Below are 17,354 nucleotides of genomic sequence, written 5' to 3'. Positions count from 1 at the left end.
CCGTCGGAGGACCGTCATGCCCCGAGGTATGTCACGCCGTACCGTGCTCGCCGGAACCGCCACCGCCGCAGCGGCCGCCGCCGTGTCGGGGGGCCTGGCCGGTGCAGCTCAGGCCGCCCCCGCCCCCGGCCCCGCCGCCGCAGCAGCAGCCGAAGTGCCCAAGCTCCCCAACGGCACCAGCAGAAACAAGGTCCTCGTCGTCGGCATGGACGGTCTGCGCCACGACCGCATCCAGGCCGCCAAGGCGCCCACCTTCAAGTCCCTGATGGCACGCGGTACGTTCGCGACCAGCCTGCTGTACGCCCCGCCGGCCGCGCAGACCTCCTCGGGCCCCGGCTGGTCCACCGTCTCCACCGGTGTCTGGCCCGACAAGCACGGAGTGGTCGACAACAGCTTCAAGGGCAAGGACTACGCCGCCTACCCCGGCTTCCTCGCCCGCCTCCGCCAGGTCCGCCCGGACCTCTCCACCTTCGCCGCCGTCGACTGGAAGCCCCTGGACGCCGAGGGCACCGTCACCGCGGGAGCCAGCGCCAAGATCGCCCTGGACGGCGACGCCGACGGATACGTGCAGCACGACGCGACCATCGCGGCGGCCGCCGAGACGATCCTGCGGGACCAGAACCCCGACGTCTGTTTCATCTACTTCGGCCAGAGCGACATCGTCGGCCACGACTCCGGTGCCATGAGCCCGAAGTACCTGGAACAGATCGACGTCATGGACGGCTACGTCGGCCGGATGCTCGCCGCGATCAAGGGGCGCAAGAGCTACCACCGCGAGCGCTGGACGATCCTCCTCACCACCGACCACGGGCACGCCGACGCGGGCGGCCACGGCGGCCCCTCCATCGAGGAGCGCCGCGTCTTCACGATCGCCCAGGGCCCCGGCATCCCGGCCGGTGCCAAGCCGGTCAACGGCCGCCACGTGGACACCGTCGCCACCGTCCTCCACGCGCTCGGCATCACCCCCGACCCCGCGTGGGGCCTGGACGGGCGCCCCCTCCAGCGGCCCTCCGCGGACGGCTTCGACGCCTCGTACGGACTGCTGAAACCCGCGGTCGACGAGACCGGCACCCCGGCCGGCGTGCTCGGCTTCACGCACGGCCCGGCCGGTGGCTGGAGCATCGACAACTCGCGGATGCCGGAGGGCGGTGTCGCGGAGTGGCGCGGCTGGACGCTGACGACCGACGAGTTCTGGACCCGGGCGGACAAGGGCCAGGGCCGGGAGCAGTTCACCCGGGGGCGCGGTGTCATCGCCGTCGCCGACCCCGACGAGTGGGACGACAAGGGCAGCCCGACCTCGACCGGCGAGTTCGACTCGACGCTCGTCTCGCCCGCGTACCGCGTCTCCCGCAAGTCCTCGGTCACGCTGACGTACTTCACCCACTACCTCCAGGACGGGCCGCAGCGCGGTGACGTCCTGGTGTCCTTCGACGGGGCCGCCGACCAGCTGGTCAAGAACTACGCGGCCGACGCGGAGAACGCCGCCGAGAAGTTCACGCTCCCCGTGCCCCAGGGCGCCCGCACCGTCCGGGTCAAGTTCCGGCTGCGGGACGCCCGCAACAACTGGTACTGGGCCGTGGACGACGTCCAACTCGGCTGATCCCACGGCTCATTGAGGAAAGTACGGCCCCGGGGCGCCCCACGCGGCCCGGGGCCGGTGCACGGTTCCCCCGTCCCACGCACCACCTGCCTCCTGGAGTAAAGACATGTCCTCTGGCATCTCGCGCCGCGCCGTCCTCCTCGGCGCCGCCGCCGTCGCCACCGCGGCGGGCCCCCTCGCCTCCGCCACCCGGGCCTCCGCCGCCGAGCGGCAGGCCCGCGCGGCCAGGACCCCGAAGGTCCTCGTCATCGGGCTCGACGGGGCGATGATCCGCCGCATCAAGGACGCCGACGCACCGAACCTGGACGCGCTCATGGCCGCCGGTGTCACCGCGCCCTCCGCCCTCTACAGCAACCCGATGGCGCCGACGAGTTCGGGCCCCGGCTGGTCCACGCTGATCACCGGTGTCTGGCCGGACAAGCACAAGGTCGTCAACAACGAGTTCACCGGCGCCGACTTCGCCGCCTACCCCGACTTCCTGACCCGCGCCGAGACCGCGAATCCCGCACTCAAGACGTACGCGGTGGCGTCCTGGAACCCGGTCACCGACGTCATCTTCTCCGCGAAGGTCGACGAGCGCGTCTCCACCCCGGCGGCCGAGTACGACGTGGGCACGACGAAGCGCGCGGTCGCCAGGGTCAAGGCGGACGTCGACGCGGTCTTCGTCCACCTCGACAACGTCGACCACGCCGGCCACGCGAGCGGCAACGCCAGCCAGGCGTACCTCGACGCGCTGCACGGCGTCGACACCCAGGTCGGCGAGATCCTCGCCGCCGTCAAGTCCCGTGCCACGTACGGGAACGAGGACTGGCTCGTCATGATCACCGCCGACCACGGGCACACCGCGACCGGCGGCCACGGCGGCAACTCGTGGGACGAGCGCCAGACCTTCCTGATCGCCACCGGGGCCGGGCTGCCCGCCGGTGTCACCCGGTACGACGTGAAGATGCCGGACGTCGCCGTCTCCGCCCTCGTCCACCTCGGCGTCGGCATCGACCCGGCGTGGAAGCTCGACGGACGGGCCGTGCAGCAGCCCGTCACCGATCCCTTCGACTCGCTGCGCGGCACGCTCCAGAAGGCCGTCGACGAGACCGGCATCGGCGCCGACGTCCTCGGCTTCACGCACGTCGCACCCGCGGGCTGGTCGGTCGACAACTCCAGGATGGGCACCGGCGGCGTCACCGAGTGGCGCGGCTGGTCCTTCACCACCGACGAGTTCTGGACCAAGGCCGAGAAGGGCCAGGAACGCGAGCTCAACGTCCGCGCCCGGGGCGTCTTCGCGGTGTGCGACGGCGACGAGTGGAGCGACAGGGCCGTCACCGGGACGTTCGACTCAACGCTGGTCAGCCCGGCGTTCCCGGTGCGGGCCGGCCAGGCCGCCACGCTGACGTACACCTCGTACTACCGGCACGAGGCCCCGCAGAAGGCCGAGGTCCTCGTCTCGTACGGGGGAGGGGCACCGGTCTCCGTGAAGACGTACACGGCGAACGCCTCGTCCCGGGTCGAGACGATCCCCCTCCAGGTCCCGGCCGGCGCCACCACCGCCCAGGTCCGTTTCCGCTACACCGGCGGCAACAACTGGTACTGGACGATCGACGGCGTCAACATCACCGCCTGAGATTGACGCCGCCTGACACTAGGGTCTGTCCGGCGGATCCTGCCGCGGTCGCGTGCCCTGGCACGCACGCCCCCAAGGTCTTAAGGACCAGGGGGGACCCCCTCGGCGTTGTCGTCAATCGACGACGCTCCGCGTCGCCTCAATCCTCCGCCTTGCATCTGCACGCACCAGACCCCGCTCAGCCGCGGAGAAGAGGTCGAGGTCATTTCCTGTGCGGCCCGATCCGCCGGACAGACCCTAGGCTGGGGGCGTGCACAGGGTTGTGCGCGCCCCTTGTCTTCATGTGTACGTACGGCGGGAGTCCCACCAGATGGCAGAGCGCAAGCCGATCGAATCCTGGCTCACCGACATGGACGGGGTCCTCATCCACGAGGGCGTCCCGATCCCCGGCGCCGACGCCTTCATCAAGAAGCTCCGGGACACCGGCAAGCCCTTCCTGGTGCTCACCAACAACTCCATCTACACCGCCCGTGACCTGCACGCACGCCTCGCCCGGATGGGCCTGGACGTGCCGGTCGAGAACATCTGGACCTCCGCGCTCGCCACCGCCCGGTTCCTGGACGACCAGCGCCCCGGCGGCACCGCGTACGTCATCGGCGAGGCCGGTCTGACCACCGCGCTGCACGACATCGGGTACGTGCTCACGGACCACAAGCCGGACTACGTCGTCCTCGGCGAGACCCGGACGTACTCCTTCGAGGCCCTCACCAAGGCGATCCGGCTGATCAACGGGGGCGCCCGCTTCATCTGCACCAACCCCGACGAGACCGGGCCCTCCGCCGAGGGCCCGCTGCCCGCCACCGGTGCGGTTGCCGCGCTGATCACCAAGGCGACCGGCAAGAAGCCGTACTTCGCGGGCAAGCCCAACCCGCTGATGATGCGCACCGGCCTCAACGCCATCGGCGCGCACTCCGAGACCAGCGCGATGATCGGCGACCGGATGGACACCGACGTGCTGGCGGGCCTGGAGGCGGGCATGGAGACGTTCCTGGTGCTCACCGGGCTGACCGGCAAGGACGACATCGACACGTACCCGTTCCGGCCGTCCACCGTCGTCGACTCGATCGCGGACCTGGTCGAGCGCATCTGACAGCGCGCAGGGGGACCGCAGGGGCCCGTACGGCGCAGTGACGGGCCCCTGCGGATGCGGAACCTCACGTCCGGGTGAATCTTCGGAGTACCAGGAGGTTCACCATGCGCTCATCGCAGCTCACTCTGTGTGCGGGTGCGGTACTCGCGGCGGTACTCGTCCCCGCGCCCGCCGCCCTTGCCGCAGTACCGGCCGTCCCACCGGCCTTCCCCGTGCCGGCCGCCGTGGCCGAGAACGAAGAGTCCCACGGCAGCGTCACCGTCACCCCGTCCACCATCGCGGCCGGCGGGGAGGTGGATCTGCGGGTCAGCGTGTGCGGCGGCAAGAAGGCCGTCGGCACGTCGGAGGCGTTCTCCTCGCCCGCGTACTTCAACCCCGCCGCCGACGGCGGCCTGTTCGCCGAGGCGCGCATCCGCTCCGACGCCCAGGGCCGCGACTACGGCATCACCGTCAAGTGCGAGGACGGCGCGGGCAACGCCAGCGGCAACGTCACCGTCGTCCACCACAGGACCGAACCGACCGCTCCCGTCCGCGCGGGCGGCGGCGGCACCGCCCTGGCCGCCGAGTCCGACGGCCCCGGCACCTCGCACACCCTGATCGGCCTCGGCCTCGCGGGTGCGGCAGCCGTCGCCATCGCCGGCCGCTCGGTGCGCCGCCGCCGCAACACCTCGCACTAGAGGGCGCCCTGTAGGGGCGCGGGGAACTGCGCGACCAGCCACAACGGACCCGCGCGAAGAACGAAGGGAGCACACCACCATGGGCACCGACCACCCCGCTTCCGGCAAAGGCCGGATGCTCACCGGCATCGCCTGGGCGGTGCTGCTCCTCGGACTGTGGCTGTGGGGCCGCGACCTCACCGACGGCGCGGGCGGCAACTCCGCCCCGACCACCGGTGACGTGGCCGCGGTGGGACGCCCACTGCTGCAGGTCGAACTGCCCGACGCGCACGAACCGTTCGCGGGCGTCCGCCCCGGCCGTCTCGACGTCCCCTCGCTCGGCATCAGGGCGCCGGTCAGCGCGCGCGGGCTCGACGCAGGGGGCGCGGTCGACCCGCCGCCGTACGAGCAGCCGCGCGAGGTCGGCTGGTACCGCGACGGCACCCGTCCCGGAGCGAGCGGAGTCGCACTGCTCGTGGGGCACGTCGACACCAGGAGCAAGCCGGCCGTGTTCTACGGCCTCAGCTCCGCCCGTCCCGGCGAACAGGTCAAGATCACCGGGGCGGACGGAACGGTCACCGAGTTCACCGTCGAGGACGTCCAGGTCTTCAGCCGGGACAAGTTCGACGCGAAGAAGGTGTACGGACCGCGCGAGGACGGCCGCGCCGAACTGCGGCTGATCACCTGCGGCGGTACGTACGACCACAACGCCCGCTCCTACACGGCCAATGTGGTCGTCTCCGCCTATCTGACGGGCGTCACTCAGGCCCCGGCGGCCGCCACGTCCTGAGCGGGTGCGGCCTGAGCGGGGGCGGGTGAACCGGCCCGCTTCGCGGCACGCAGCCCCAGTCCGCCGAAGACCGCGGCGAACACGGCCCACAGCAGCAGCTGCGACCCGAGCGACAGCACCCGGAAGTCCCACAACAGCGTTGCCGGTACGGGGACTTCATCCGGATTGCCGGGCAGCAGGAACAGGACGGCGAGAGTGGCCGCCCCGGTCAGGAACACCGCGCCGTGCCGCACCGGCTCCGCCTTGCCCGCCAGGCGCACGTAGAGCTGCCAGGCCAGCAGCATGCCCAGGATCGAGATGACCACGGCGGCCAGCCACAGCGTCTGGCGTTCGCCGACGGTGTTGGCGTCGCCGACGCCGGGCGGCGCGGCCGGGTAACGCAGCCCCGGCAGCAGCGCGACCGCGACGAACGCCGCGGCACAGAACGCGAGGGCACGCGGCCAGGCCCGTACCAGGAAACCGGTCCGACGGTGCACCAGCGCGTAGGCGACCGCGAACAGCGCGCCCATGGCCAGGCCCGCGATCACGGCCGTGACGACCAGGCCGAAGTGCTGCTGGGAGCGGGAGAAGAGTTCCTCGTGGTGCTCGGCTACGGCGCCCGCCGCCGCGTGGGCGTGCTCGGCCGCCTCCGCCTTGGCCGAGCGCGCCTCTTCGAGGACGATCGCCCGGTCCATCACCGGCTCGGCGAGGAGGAGTGAGAAGAGGCCCGTGACCAGGCCTGCGACCCCGCCCGCCGCGAGACCGCGGCCGAGCAGGGTGAGAGTGGGGTTGCTCATGTGCGTACGGCCCCGATCAGTGGCAAGGGGCACCGAAGAGGTGCCGGCCGTCGTGCGAGAACTCGTGCAGGTAGCTGCCGGTCGCGGAGATGATGTGGCCGTTGTCCATGAACACGGCGTACAGCGCGATCAGTGCGACGATCACGGCGGCGGCCAGGATCAGCAGATCCCGGGTGCGGGTCGTCGCGGACGCCAGGTCGGTGGTCTGTACGGACTGCTGGGCAGACGCGGACATGTCGGGTGAGCCTCCTTCTGGGGTTTCCACGCCCCAAAGCAGGAGGACGACGGGTCAGTTCCTGACTCCCACGGCCGCATGCGGCAGCTGTGGTCACAGTGGCGGGACCGCCCCGGAATCGCACCGGAGTTCCTGTCCACCGTCGCCTCGAAGTGTGGAGTTGTCCTCCGGAGAGTCCCAGCCTGGCTGTGCACTGTCAATATGCCCCAGGGGGGCGTGCGAGATGACCCAGGGGCGCGCGAAGGTACCTGGCCCGGCCGACTGCTCGCTCCCCCCGGAGCCGTCGGCCGGGCTGGTCCTCGACCGCGCGCGCACGAACTGCGGGAGAAGCCCGGCGCCGTCGCGGGAGGTTCTGGGAAAACCAACTCGGAATACGGGCCGGGGGCTGGGGCCGCATCACCACTCTAGAGCGGTCAAGCGCCGTTCTCCATAGCGCAATTGACGCAATGTCACGGCAAAGTAGCTGCGGGTGTCACTCTTGTGGTCACCGCAGCGTCAGCGGGAACCCTTTTCTTCGCTCTTGTCCTTGCTGAGGCGCTTCGCGGGGGACCCCCCGCGGGATTTCGTACGGGACTCCGCAGGGGGTTTCCTACGGATCTCCGCCGAGTCCAGCGTCCCCAGGACGAGCTCCAGCGCCACCTCCGACAGCGCCAGCTGACTCCGTCGGGCATACGACCGCAGCTCGGTGAACGCCTCGTCCACCGAGATCGCCCACCGCTCGGCCAGCATCCCCTTGGCCTGCTCCAGGCGCACCCGGTTGGTCAGCGCCGTCTGGAGCTGCCCGGCGAGCAGTTCGTTCTGCCGGATGGTGCGCTGCTGGAGGATGCCGATGGTCGCGGCGTCCGCGAGGGCCTGTGCCAGTTCGACGTCGCCGGGGCCCAGCTTCAGGTGGGGCGTGGTGGCGAACAGGTTCAGGGCGCCGATCACCGTGTCGCGCAGCCGCAGCGGGATCGCGTACGTGGTGTGGAAGCCGTACTCCCGGGCGCGCGGCGCGAACACCGGCCAGCGCTCCAGGGTCTCCGGGGTGTCCAGGGCGACCGGCAGGACGGCCGTACGGCCGCGGAAGCAGTCCAGGCAGGGGCCCTCCTGATGCTGGATCTCCAACAGGTCCAGCAGCCAGGCGCGTTCGTCGGACGACGCGGCGGTCTGCAGCTGGCCGTGCTGGTTGACCAGCATCAGCCCGGCGGCCGACACGTCGAGCAGCTCCACGCAGCGGGCGGCCAGCCGCTGGAGGAATTCGATCACGTCGAAGTCGTCGACCAGGGTGTCGGCGAGCTCGACGAAGGCCGTCGCGATCTTCTGTTCGCGCACGGTGCTGTCCATGCCTGTCACCTACATCTGTCGTGCTGCCGAGTGGGGCGCCCGGAGCGCTTCCCAAGAGTCATCGTGCCGTTTCCGATCCGTCGCCGTCGCGCAGTGCTCCGTCCGGGGTGAAACGCAGTCGCCGTGCCACGACGTCCCTGGCTACTTCCAGGATGGGCTCATCGGCGGCGTACGCATATGCCCGCAGCCGTACCAGGGCCGCCGCCGGGGGCACTCCCAGCCGTACCGAGATCATTCCGGTGGCCTGGTGCACCTCCGCCCGGTACAGCGACGCGTCGATCGCCAGCCAGTTGCCGGCACCGGGATCCTCGGGCTCCGTACTGCCCAGCAGGGTCAGGGTCAGCGCGTCGGAGAACACCAGCAGGTCGGCGATCGACCGCTGGTCCAGCGGTCCTGGCCCGGCCCGCCTGCAGGTGAGCACCCCCACCAGGATCGCGCCGATCTGCAGCGGTACGGAGAACACCGCCCGCACCCCGAGCTTCTCCGCGCCGGGCAGGAAGCCGGGCCAGCGCTCCCGGGAAACCAGGTCCAGATCGCCCTCCAGGACGAGCCGGCCGGTGCGCAGCGCATCCGTACCGGGACCCTCGCCGAGCGTGAACTGGAGATCCTCCAGCGCGACGTCCGCAGGACCGGAGAACCACACGGGTTCACCGCCGCTGTGCTGCAGCGCGGAGGCGCCGCCGGAGAGCGTGACGGCCAGCCCGTCCACGCCCAGAACCTCGGCGCAGTGGCGGGCGAAGGACCCGTCGAGTCCGGCTGTGCGGCGGACCGCCAGTTCGTCGAGCAGGGCGGTCATGCGGGTGGTGACCACGCCCTCCTCCCGAGGTGTGCTGAGCGGGGTACTGCAGAGTGTGATGGAAGTGTGCCGCAAAGACGTCCGAAGTGTGACCGCCGGAGCGCCTCATCGTATCCGGCTGCCCAGGAACAGGCTGGCCGAACGCGGTGCAACAGGTTCTCCACGAAGCAGGGCACGCCTCGTGGGGCAGGGCGCCGGTGTGTCAGGATTGGATTCGACCGGATCTGTCCGGGCAGGGGCGCCAGGGGGGTTGCCTCGGAACTTCTTTCATCTTCGAGACGGTCACCTTCGAGAGGCTTCGAGAAGGTCGGTTTTCGCCAAGGCGCCCAAGGGGGAGTCGATGTACGGCAGTTACAGCGGACGTGTGCGAGCGGTGGGAGCGGTCGCGGTGGGCGCCGCGCTGCTCCTGACGGGCTGCACTTCGGGCGAAGGGGGCGACGGCGGGACCGCGGGGAAGAAACCGCCGGTGTCCCAGCTGCCCAAGGGCGACGACCCGTACTGGGTCAACCCGGACGCCAAGGCGGCCAAGGCGCTCGCCGACGAGGGCGACTCGGGCAAGCAGGAGCTGATCAAGAAGATCGCCCAGCAGCCGGCCGGCGAGTGGCTGATCCCGGAGAACGCCAAGGAGCAGGCCAAGGGCTTCACCGAGGCCGCCGCCCAGGCCGACCGCGAGGCGATCCTGGTCGTCTACAACATCCCGCACCGCGACTGCGGCAACTTCTCCGGCGGCGGCGCCGCCGACGGCAACGCCTACCGCGCCTTCATCAAGGAGGTCGCCGAGGGCATCGGCGACCGCCCGGCCACCGTGGTCCTGGAGCCGGACGCGGTGCTGCACATGGTCGACAACTGCACCCCGGAGAAGTTCCACGAGGAGCGTTACGACCTCCTCAAGGGCGCCATCAAGACGCTGAAGAAGCAGCCGAAGACCAAGGTCTACCTGGACGCGGGCAACGCGGGCTGGGGCAAGCCGGACCAGATCTTCGAGCCGCTGAAGTGGTCGGGCGTCGAGGCGGCCGACGGCTTCTCGGTGAACGTGTCGAACTTCTACACCACCGAGGAGAGCAAGAAGTACGGCAAGGAGCTCTCCGCGAAGGTCGGCAACAAGCCGTTCGTCATCGACACCAGCCGCAACGGCAACGGGCCCGTCCAGCAGAAGGGCCTCAAGGACCCCTGGTGCAACCCGCCCGGCCGGGCGCTCGGCGAGGCGCCCACCACCAACACCGGCGACGAGCAGGTGCACGCCTTCCTGTGGGTCAAGCGCCCCGGTGAGTCCGACGGCGAGTGCAAGGGCGGCCCGCAGGCCGGCCGCTGGTTCGCGGACTACGCGCTGGAGCTGGCGAAGAACGCCAAGTAGGCCGCGTACGGCATAAAAGTAAGGGGCGCCCTCCAAGGAGGGCGCCCCTTACTCATGTGCTCAGTGCCGTGGCTACGGGACCTCGACCCAGACCGCCTCGGAAGGCGTGCCCTGGTCGTCCGTCACGAACAGCATGTAGTGCCCTGAGGGCACCAGTGCCCGGTTCGTCGGGACGGTGACCGTGATGCCGTCGGCCGTCTTCTTGACCTCCAGGGCGATGCTGCGCTGGTCCATGTCCGTCATGTGCGTGACGGAGCTCGGCCGCATCAGCTTCGCCGTCTTGATCGACGCCGCGTGCTGCGTCTTGAAGGTGCCGGAGCCGCCCCGTTCGATCTTCTTCGGCCCCTCGGTGAGCTTGGGCCGCGAGTCGCGGTAGAGGTACGGCGGGGTGTAGATCTCGATGCGCTGCTCGAAGACGCCGGGCCGGGTGTTGGCCTTGTCCGAGTAGAGCGAGTCGGAACCCGCGACCATGACCCGTCCGTCCGGCAGCAGCACCGAGCCCGAGTGGTAGTTGCGCCCCACGTTCGGGTCCGCGAGCCGCTTGAACTGGTTGGACTTCGGGTCGTACGTACGGGCCTCGCGGATGTTGGAGTCGCTGCGCCCGCGGTAGTCCTCGGAGCCGCCGGTGACCAGCACCGTGTCGTCCGGCATCAGCGAGGCGCTGGGGTAGCGGGTGCCCTTGTCGAGCGAGGGACCGTCCTTGAAGGCCGGGTTGGGCATCTTGGTGTCGACCAGCCGGGTCTTCTCCGAGGACTTCTCGGACTCGCCGACGCCGCCACCGCCGATGACCATGAACTTCTGGTCCTGCGCGGGCGGCAGCATGACCGAGGCCGAGGTCTCCAGCTGATCCGGGTCGCTCATGCCCGGGATCTTCTTGAAGCTGTTGTTGTCGAGGTTCCAGATGCCGGGGTCACGGCCGACGTCGGCCGGGCCGTAACCGGCGTTGGAGCCCGAGTAGAAGAGCTTGCCGTCGTCCAGGAGGAACAGCGACGGGTAGGTCGGCAGCCGCCGCTCGAAGCCCGTGTACTTCCAGGTCTTCGTCTTCGGGTTGTAGATCTCGTCCTTGCCCGGGACGATCTGGCCGATCTCGTCGAGACCGGAGGTCGCCAGGACCTTGCCGTCCTTGAGCGTGGTCAGCGACGGGTACCAGCGCGCCTCGTTCATCGGGTCGACCGTGACGTACTTCTCCGACTCGGGGTCGAACTCGTACGCCTCCCGGATGCCCTGGAAGTCCTTCTTGTCCAGGGCCAGCTTCTGGGCGATGCCGTACGTGTTGCGGGCGTCGACCGACTTCAGACCGGCGATCGTGTAGTTGTCCTCGGTGCCCGACTCGTACTGCTTGCCCGACTGCTTGGCCTCGACGTAGATGCGGCCGAGACCCGGGTCGTTGCGCAGGAACTTCCCGGTGCTCTTGTCGAAGACCTTCTTGGCCTTCTCGACGAGGACCGGGTCCTTGGTGACGTACGTCTTGCCGTTCTTCTTGCCGGTGAAGACGGTGCCCGCGGGCAGCGTGATCGGCTTGTCCGGGTTCTCGTTGTGGACCACCATCAGGCCGCCGGCCTTGGTGACGTCGCCCTCAAGCTTCTCGTACCGCTTCGTACCGCCCGCGACCAGCAGCTTGCCGTCGGGCAGCTGCGCGTGACCCGAGCAGAACATGTCCTTCGGCGTCGGGATCATCTTGTACGTGTTGGCCTTGGGGTCCCAGAGGATCGACTCGAACTTGCCCGCGTCGAAGTTCTTCTGGTTGTTGCCGGAGCCCGCGATCATCAGCACCTTGCCGGTGTGCAGCAGCGCCGAGTGGATCGTGTTGATCTTCTTGTCCGTCGGGACGTCGAGGAAGTCCCAGTGGCCGTTCTCCGCTTTGTACTCGGGACGGTTGATCTTGTACTCGTGGTACTGCTCCGACCCGAAGCGGTACAGCGCGGGCCCGTTGAACGCCGCCAGAGCAACAACCACCGCGGCCGTGATCGACAGACGTTTGGCCCGGCGGCTCGGACGGAAACTCATTTCTTACGTCCCCCAAGGGAAGAGATCTGCATGGTCTGGTCGGCCGCGGCCCAGCTCGGCTTCTGCTGCGGGACGTGGCCCTCGGGGTGCTGCCCGGGGTAGGCGGCCTGCTCGTCGTACTCCGGGGCGCCGCCGGCGGAGCCGGGTCCCTGCTGCGGTCCCGGCTTGCCGTTCTTCTTCTCGTCCCGCATGCCGAGGCGCCAGACGATGATCGGCGCCGCCGTGATCAGCAGGGCGAGCGTGGCCCAGGTGACCATCGCGGGGTGCGAGTGGCCCAGGAAGTACGAGGCCGCGATGGACCCGCCGAAGATCACGATGAAGAACAGGTGGATCCGGAAGGTGCCGAAGAGCGTGTCCGGGCTGGACGAGTCGCCCTTGGGCGTCACGACGAAGCTGGACTTGCGGCGCAGCGCGGCGTCGAACAGCGAGCGCGCGTAGATCGGCGCCGAGAGCGCGGACATCGCCATGCCGGCCAGACCGCCGGAGCCCTCGGGCTCGTGCGGCGAGACGTTGTGGCGGCGGTTCCAGATGTAGAGGCCGATCTGGAGCGCGGAGGCGTTGCCGTACAGCATCATCCAGATGACCGGGTCGATCTGGACACCCGAGGCGCCCATGCCCAGGAACAGCGCGCAGGAGAGCGCGGCCAGGATCCAGTTCATGGCGGACATCGGGTAGAAGATGATCATCATCGTGTAGTTGAAGAGCTTGCCCGGGGGCAGCGTGCCCCAGCCCTTCCAGTACTGCTTGAGGATCGTCTCGTACGTACCGCGCGACCAGCGCAGCTGCTGGGTGAAGAAGTCGGTCCACGCGGTCGGGCCCTCGCCGACGGCCAGCACGTCCGGGGTGTAGACCGAGCGCCACTTCTTGCCGGTGGCCGGGTTCTTGGCGCGGTGGATCTCGAAGCCCGTCGCCATGTCCTCGGTGATCGAGTCGTACAGACCGCCGATCTGCTTCAGCGCCTTGATGCGCACGGCGTTGGACGTGCCCACGAACATGGGGGCGCCGTAGCGGTTGCCCGCGCGCTGGATCAGGGCGTGGAAGAGGAACTGCTGCGACTCGGCGGCCTTCGTGACGAAGGTGTCGTAGTTGCCGTAGACCTGCGGGCCGATGACGAAGCCGATGTTCGGGTCGCGGAAGTAGCCGAGCATGCGCTCCAGGTAGTTCGGGAGCGGGATGTGGTCGGTGTCGACCGAGGCGAAGTAGTCGTAGTCGTCACCGTGCGCGTCCAGCCAGGCGTTGTAGTTGCCGTGCTTGGTCTTCGCGCGGTGCGGGCCCTTCTTCTGGTTCCACTTCGCGATGCCCTTGCGGGAGAAGTGGTGCACGCCCAGGCGTTCGCAGACGGCCTTGACGGCCGGGTCGTCGCCCTCGTCGAGCAGCCAGATGTGCAGCAGACCCCGGTGGCGGATCTTGACGGCCGCCTCCAGGGTCTTGGTGACCATCTCCAGCGGCTCCTTGCCGGGCACGAAGGAGGTCATGAAGGCGACCCGGGTGCCGGTCTCGGGGACGACCGGGATCGGGTCACGGGCGACGAGCGTGGCGTGCGCGTTGGAGAGCACGTTCAGCGTGCGGAAGAGCTCGATCAGACCGATCGACACCAGCATGACGACGTCGAGCACCCGCAGCAGGTCGTCCTGCAGGTTCGGGTCGCGGTCGGTCCAGTGGCTCGGCTGCATCAGCCAGATGAACAGGCCGAGCGAGAGCAGCGGCGCGGCACCGAGCAGCAGGGCCGCTCTGATGCGGTGCGGCTCCTGGGAGATCAGCGACCGGTACTGGACCTTGTACGGCTTGCTGGGGTCCGGCTGGGTCAGCGGTCCCGCCAGCCGGCTGTAGTGCTCGTAGTCGTACCTGGGCAGCGCCTTCTGCTTTCGGCGACCCTGGCCGTCGGACGCCGGCTGCGGGGGGACCCGGAGCTGCGTCGTCTGGGTGGGGTCGTGGGTAGGGTCGTGGTACTGCCCGGCGCCGCTCGGCGTCGACGTCATGAGTCATCCCCCCGCACGCAAGGCTGGCTGCGTGTGTTCGTAGGTCTGGTCGCTCGCTGGCGGTCCCCCTCGACCGTCCCGAACGCATCAATGGTCGGCCCGCCACCACCACAGACACAGGACGGCAACCTTCCGGTTGCATGATGCCCGTCCCGAGATCAATCGGTGATAGGGGCCCCCACCCCTTGGGGTGCTGACGCACCCCGCATGGCCCGGCCGTCCCCTCGTCGGCCGTCCGAGCCTCAACTCGTCGAACCGTCCGCCCCTTTGGAGCCACGGGCTCCAGGATAGGTTCCCCGACTCTTCATGTGATCGCAAGGGTCGCTGATCGCAGGGGAGCCGGAGTCCCGGGGCGGTTCCGGGGAGGGCCCGGAACCGTGGGAATGACCGAGACCCTCCCACCGGTGGTGGAAGGGTCTCGGTTGCGCGTGCGCCGCCAGGGACTCGAACCCCGGACCCGCTGATTAAGAGTCAGCTGCTCTAACCAACTGAGCTAGCGGCGCCTGCTGACTCGGATAACTCTACCGGACGCTCGGGAGTGGTTTGAACCAGTGGTCGCCCGTGATGTCTGCTTGCTAATAATTCGTACCGTCAAGATGCGTTATGTCCGGGCAGTTGGGACACTGTGGCCGTGATCGAGTTCCAGGAGATTCAGCCCGCAGCCGACTGCCCCTGTGCCGGATGTGCTGCCCAGCGCCGGGTTCGCAGGACGAGGTCTCTCGCGGTACGTGACGGAGGTCACGCGGCGGCGCACGGCGCACGCCGGGCCGTGCTGCTGGTCACCGCCGCCGGGGTGGTGCTGGGCGGCGGGGGAGCGGCAGGGGCGGCGGACCGCGGTCCGGAGGGGGAGAGGTACCACGACCATAGTGCCCACCACGGTGCTCACCACGGGTTCGAAGTGAGCGTCGAGGTGCGTCTCGAAGTGCGTGCGGAGGCGGAGGGGGAGGGCGAGGAGAAGGAGGGGGACGAGCAGCTGGACGTTCCCGCGCCGCAGGGGCGGACGGCTCCGCTGCACGGGGGCCCCGGAGCCCCCGGCGGACCGGAAGGGCCGGGCGCGGCGGGTGCGCCGGGGCCCGGCGGGGTCGCCGCGGCGCCGAAGCTCAGGCCCGCCTCCCGGGCCGACATCATCAACCGGGCCAAGAAGTGGGTCGCGGCCGGGGTCCCGTACAGCATGGACAAGTTCTGGACGGACGGGTACCGGCAGGACTGCTCCGGGTACGTCTCGATGGCCTGGGGGCTCAGCGGCAACGAGTGGACCGGCAGCCTCGCCGACTACGGGGTGAAGGTGAGCCGTGACCAGCTGGAGCCCGGCGACATCCTCCTCTTCCACAACACGGCCGACCCGCACGACGGCTCGCACGTGACGATCTTCGGCGGCTGGACGGACTACACCCGCGGCCACTACCTCGCGTACGAGCAGACCCGGCCGAAGACCCGCAGACAGGCCACCCCGATCGGCTACTGGAACAACGCCGACCGCTATGTGGGCTACCGGTACAAGGGACTGGCCGGCGGCACCTCCGTCCAGGGCGCGCCGGGTGCGGCCGTGTTCCCGGGCGCGCGGCACTTCCGGCCGGGGCAGTCCAGTGCGTACGTGGAGCAGCTGGGGCGGCGGCTGGTGCAGAGGGGGTTCGGCAAGCACTACACGGTGGGTCCCGGACCGCGCTGGAGCGAGGCGGACCGGCGCAACGTCGAGGCGTTCCAGCAGGCCCAGGGCTGGCGGGGCAAGGCGGCGGACGGCTATCCGGGGCCGGAGACCTGGCGCCGGCTGTTCCCGGCCGGAGCACCCGGAGCGCCCGGAGCGCCCGGAGCGCCCGGAACGCCCGGAGCGCCCGGAACGACGGAATCGACGCAGGGGGCCCAGCGATGAACGAACCCGTGGTGCGCCATCCCGTGATCAGGAACGAGTCGACGACCGAGATCCCCGTGCACCTCCTCTTCCGCGACGAGACCGGGGTCTCGTCCGTGCCGTCCGGGGCGACGGTCGTCGGACGGCGCAAGGGGACGGGCGAGCAGCGGAAGGTGACCGCCGTTCCCGTCCCCACTCCTGTTCCGCAGGGTCCCGTCGAGCGGCCGGGACCCGCCGGGCCGGGTTGGGCGGCCGTGATCGCCGGGCTCGGTGCGGTGGCCGGGTGCGGGGCGGTGCTGTGGTGGGTGGGCCTCGTGCCGGGGCCGCTGCGGGTGCTGCTCGGGCTGCCGGTGCGTACGTACGACGGGATCGGGACCGCGGGATGGGGGGCGCTCGCCGCTCTGGTGACGGTGGGGCTGTGTGCGTTCGGCGGTCTGGCGCGGGGGCGGGAGGGGTACGCGTCGGTGCTCACGCTCTTCGGGGCGTACCGGGGGAGCGTGCGGCGGACCGGTCTGGTGTGGCTGAGCCCGCTGCTGGTGCGCCGGCGGGTGGACGTACGGCTGAAGCACTGGCGGAGCGAGCCGTTGGCGACCGTGGACCGGAACGGGATCGCGCTGAGGGTCGTCGTCCTCGTGGTGTGGCGGGTCGCGGACACGGCGCGGGCGACGCTCACGGTGGCCGACCACACGGGGTATCTGCGCGGACAGGTCGAGGCGGGTCTCGCGCGGGTGCTGTCCCGGCTGCCGGTGGACGCGCTGTCCGCCGCGGCGGACAGCGGCGGGACGCGGACGCTGCGGGACACGGCAGCGGTCGGGGACGCGCTGACCCGGGAGGTGGCGGAGCGGACGGCGGCGGCCGGGATCGAGGTCTTCTCGGTGCAGCCGGTACGGATCGAGTACGCGCCCGAGGTCGCCGAGGCGATGCGCCGCCGGAACCTCGCCGCCCTGGAGGCCAAGGACCGGGACCGGGCGCTGGCCTCGGTGGTCGACGCGGTGGAGGACACGGTGCGAAGGCTGACCGCGCGCGGGCTGGTGGGAGAGCTGGACGACTACGAACGCAAGGCGCTGGTGCGGGAGTTGACGGTTGCCTACCTCGGGGGGAGGTGAGGTTCCTTAAGTCTTTTTAACGTTGGACATTGGTCTGGACATGTTCAACTGCCGTCCCTACATTGTGTCTTGGTCTAGACCGGAAGTTCAACTCCACCGCTTCACCGCTTCACCGTGCGCCCTACCCAGGCGTGCCTGTGCCGGCACAGCTCGCAGTTCGACGAACTCCCCCACG

General features: G+C 69.9%; 14 protein-coding genes, 1 tRNA gene and 1 riboswitch. Of the genes, 8 read left to right on the top strand and 7 right to left on the bottom strand.

What is annotated here, in order from left to right:
- The first annotated feature begins 16 nt into the window (after positions 1-16).
- From ACH4SP_RS21770 to ACH4SP_RS21750, 5 genes are all read left to right on the top strand, one after another.
- On the top strand, positions 17-1,600 hold the full coding sequence (locus ACH4SP_RS21770; protein ID WP_398417150.1) for an alkaline phosphatase family protein: 1,584 nt from the start codon (positions 17-19) through the stop codon (positions 1,598-1,600).
- Positions 1,601-1,706: 106 nt separating this feature from the next.
- Positions 1,707-3,218, top strand: a complete 1,512-nt coding sequence (locus tag ACH4SP_RS21765) for an alkaline phosphatase family protein (protein ID WP_398417149.1) — start codon at positions 1,707-1,709, stop codon at positions 3,216-3,218.
- A 310-nt stretch (positions 3,219-3,528) separates the two neighbouring features.
- Entirely contained in the window at positions 3,529-4,308 is a 780-nt protein-coding gene (locus ACH4SP_RS21760) for an HAD-IIA family hydrolase (protein ID WP_398417148.1), read from the top strand.
- Between the two features lie 104 nt (positions 4,309-4,412).
- The gene (locus ACH4SP_RS21755; RefSeq protein WP_398417147.1) at positions 4,413-4,985 is read left to right on the top strand and encodes a hypothetical protein; all 573 of its coding nucleotides are present in this window, start codon (positions 4,413-4,415) and stop codon (positions 4,983-4,985) included.
- A gap of 79 nt (positions 4,986-5,064) precedes the next feature.
- Positions 5,065-5,754, top strand: coding sequence for a class F sortase (locus tag ACH4SP_RS21750; RefSeq protein WP_398417146.1), 690 nt, complete (start codon positions 5,065-5,067; stop codon positions 5,752-5,754).
- Here the strand turns inward: ACH4SP_RS21750 and ACH4SP_RS21745 are convergent.
- The 4 genes from ACH4SP_RS21745 to ACH4SP_RS21730 all read right to left on the bottom strand — a co-directional run bounded on the left by ACH4SP_RS21745 (position 5,727) and on the right by ACH4SP_RS21730 (position 8,899).
- On the bottom strand, positions 5,727-6,530 hold the full coding sequence (locus tag ACH4SP_RS21745) for a CbtA family protein (RefSeq protein ID WP_398417145.1): 804 nt from the start codon (positions 6,528-6,530) through the stop codon (positions 5,727-5,729). The two genes, ACH4SP_RS21750 and ACH4SP_RS21745, sit on opposite strands and share 28 nt — an antisense overlap.
- 16 nt (positions 6,531-6,546) lie before the next feature.
- Entirely contained in the window at positions 6,547-6,765 is a 219-nt protein-coding gene (locus ACH4SP_RS21740) for a CbtB-domain containing protein (protein ID WP_398417144.1), read from the bottom strand.
- 34 nt (positions 6,766-6,799) lie between these two features.
- Positions 6,800-6,962: riboswitch (cobalamin riboswitch) on the bottom strand.
- A 298-nt stretch (positions 6,963-7,260) separates the two neighbouring features.
- Positions 7,261-8,088 (bottom strand): GAF and ANTAR domain-containing protein, encoded by an 828-nt coding sequence (locus ACH4SP_RS21735; RefSeq protein WP_398417143.1) that lies wholly within the window; start codon positions 8,086-8,088, stop codon positions 7,261-7,263.
- A 58-nt stretch (positions 8,089-8,146) separates the two neighbouring features.
- A complete protein-coding gene (locus ACH4SP_RS21730; RefSeq protein WP_398417142.1) occupies positions 8,147-8,899 on the bottom strand; it encodes a GAF and ANTAR domain-containing protein in 753 nt (250 codons plus the stop codon).
- A gap of 325 nt (positions 8,900-9,224) precedes the next feature.
- Between ACH4SP_RS21730 and ACH4SP_RS21725 the strand changes: the two genes are divergently transcribed.
- Entirely contained in the window at positions 9,225-10,238 is a 1,014-nt protein-coding gene (locus tag ACH4SP_RS21725) for a glycoside hydrolase family 6 protein (protein WP_398417141.1), read from the top strand.
- A gap of 72 nt (positions 10,239-10,310) precedes the next feature.
- On the opposite strand, the gene ACH4SP_RS21720 is transcribed toward ACH4SP_RS21725, so the two are convergent.
- The 3 genes from ACH4SP_RS21720 to ACH4SP_RS21710 all read right to left on the bottom strand — a co-directional run bounded on the left by ACH4SP_RS21720 (position 10,311) and on the right by ACH4SP_RS21710 (position 14,727).
- Complete coding sequence (locus tag ACH4SP_RS21720) at positions 10,311-12,245, bottom strand: galactose oxidase-like domain-containing protein (protein WP_398417140.1); 1,935 nt, start codon at positions 12,243-12,245, stop codon at positions 10,311-10,313.
- Complete coding sequence (locus tag ACH4SP_RS21715) at positions 12,242-14,224, bottom strand: glycosyltransferase family 2 protein (RefSeq protein ID WP_398417139.1); 1,983 nt, start codon at positions 14,222-14,224, stop codon at positions 12,242-12,244. The genes ACH4SP_RS21720 and ACH4SP_RS21715 overlap by 4 nt, the downstream gene beginning before the upstream one ends.
- Positions 14,225-14,653: 429 nt before the next feature.
- Positions 14,654-14,727, bottom strand: a tRNA-Lys gene (locus tag ACH4SP_RS21710).
- A gap of 266 nt (positions 14,728-14,993) precedes the next feature.
- Here ACH4SP_RS21710 and ACH4SP_RS21705 point away from each other — a divergent pair.
- Complete coding sequence (locus ACH4SP_RS21705; RefSeq protein WP_398417138.1) at positions 14,994-16,094, top strand: peptidoglycan-binding protein; 1,101 nt, start codon at positions 14,994-14,996, stop codon at positions 16,092-16,094.
- The gene (locus ACH4SP_RS21700) at positions 16,091-17,179 is read left to right on the top strand and encodes an SPFH domain-containing protein (protein ID WP_398417137.1); all 1,089 of its coding nucleotides are present in this window, start codon (positions 16,091-16,093) and stop codon (positions 17,177-17,179) included. The genes ACH4SP_RS21705 and ACH4SP_RS21700 overlap by 4 nt, the downstream gene beginning before the upstream one ends.
- Positions 17,180-17,354: the final 175 nt, after the last annotated feature.

The organism is Streptomyces sp. NPDC021093, from assembly GCF_044333135.1.
Taxonomy (GTDB): domain Bacteria; phylum Actinomycetota; class Actinomycetes; order Streptomycetales; family Streptomycetaceae; genus Streptomyces.
Note: the sequence above shows the minus strand (reverse complement) of the source record. Positions and strands in the feature narration are given on the sequence as shown.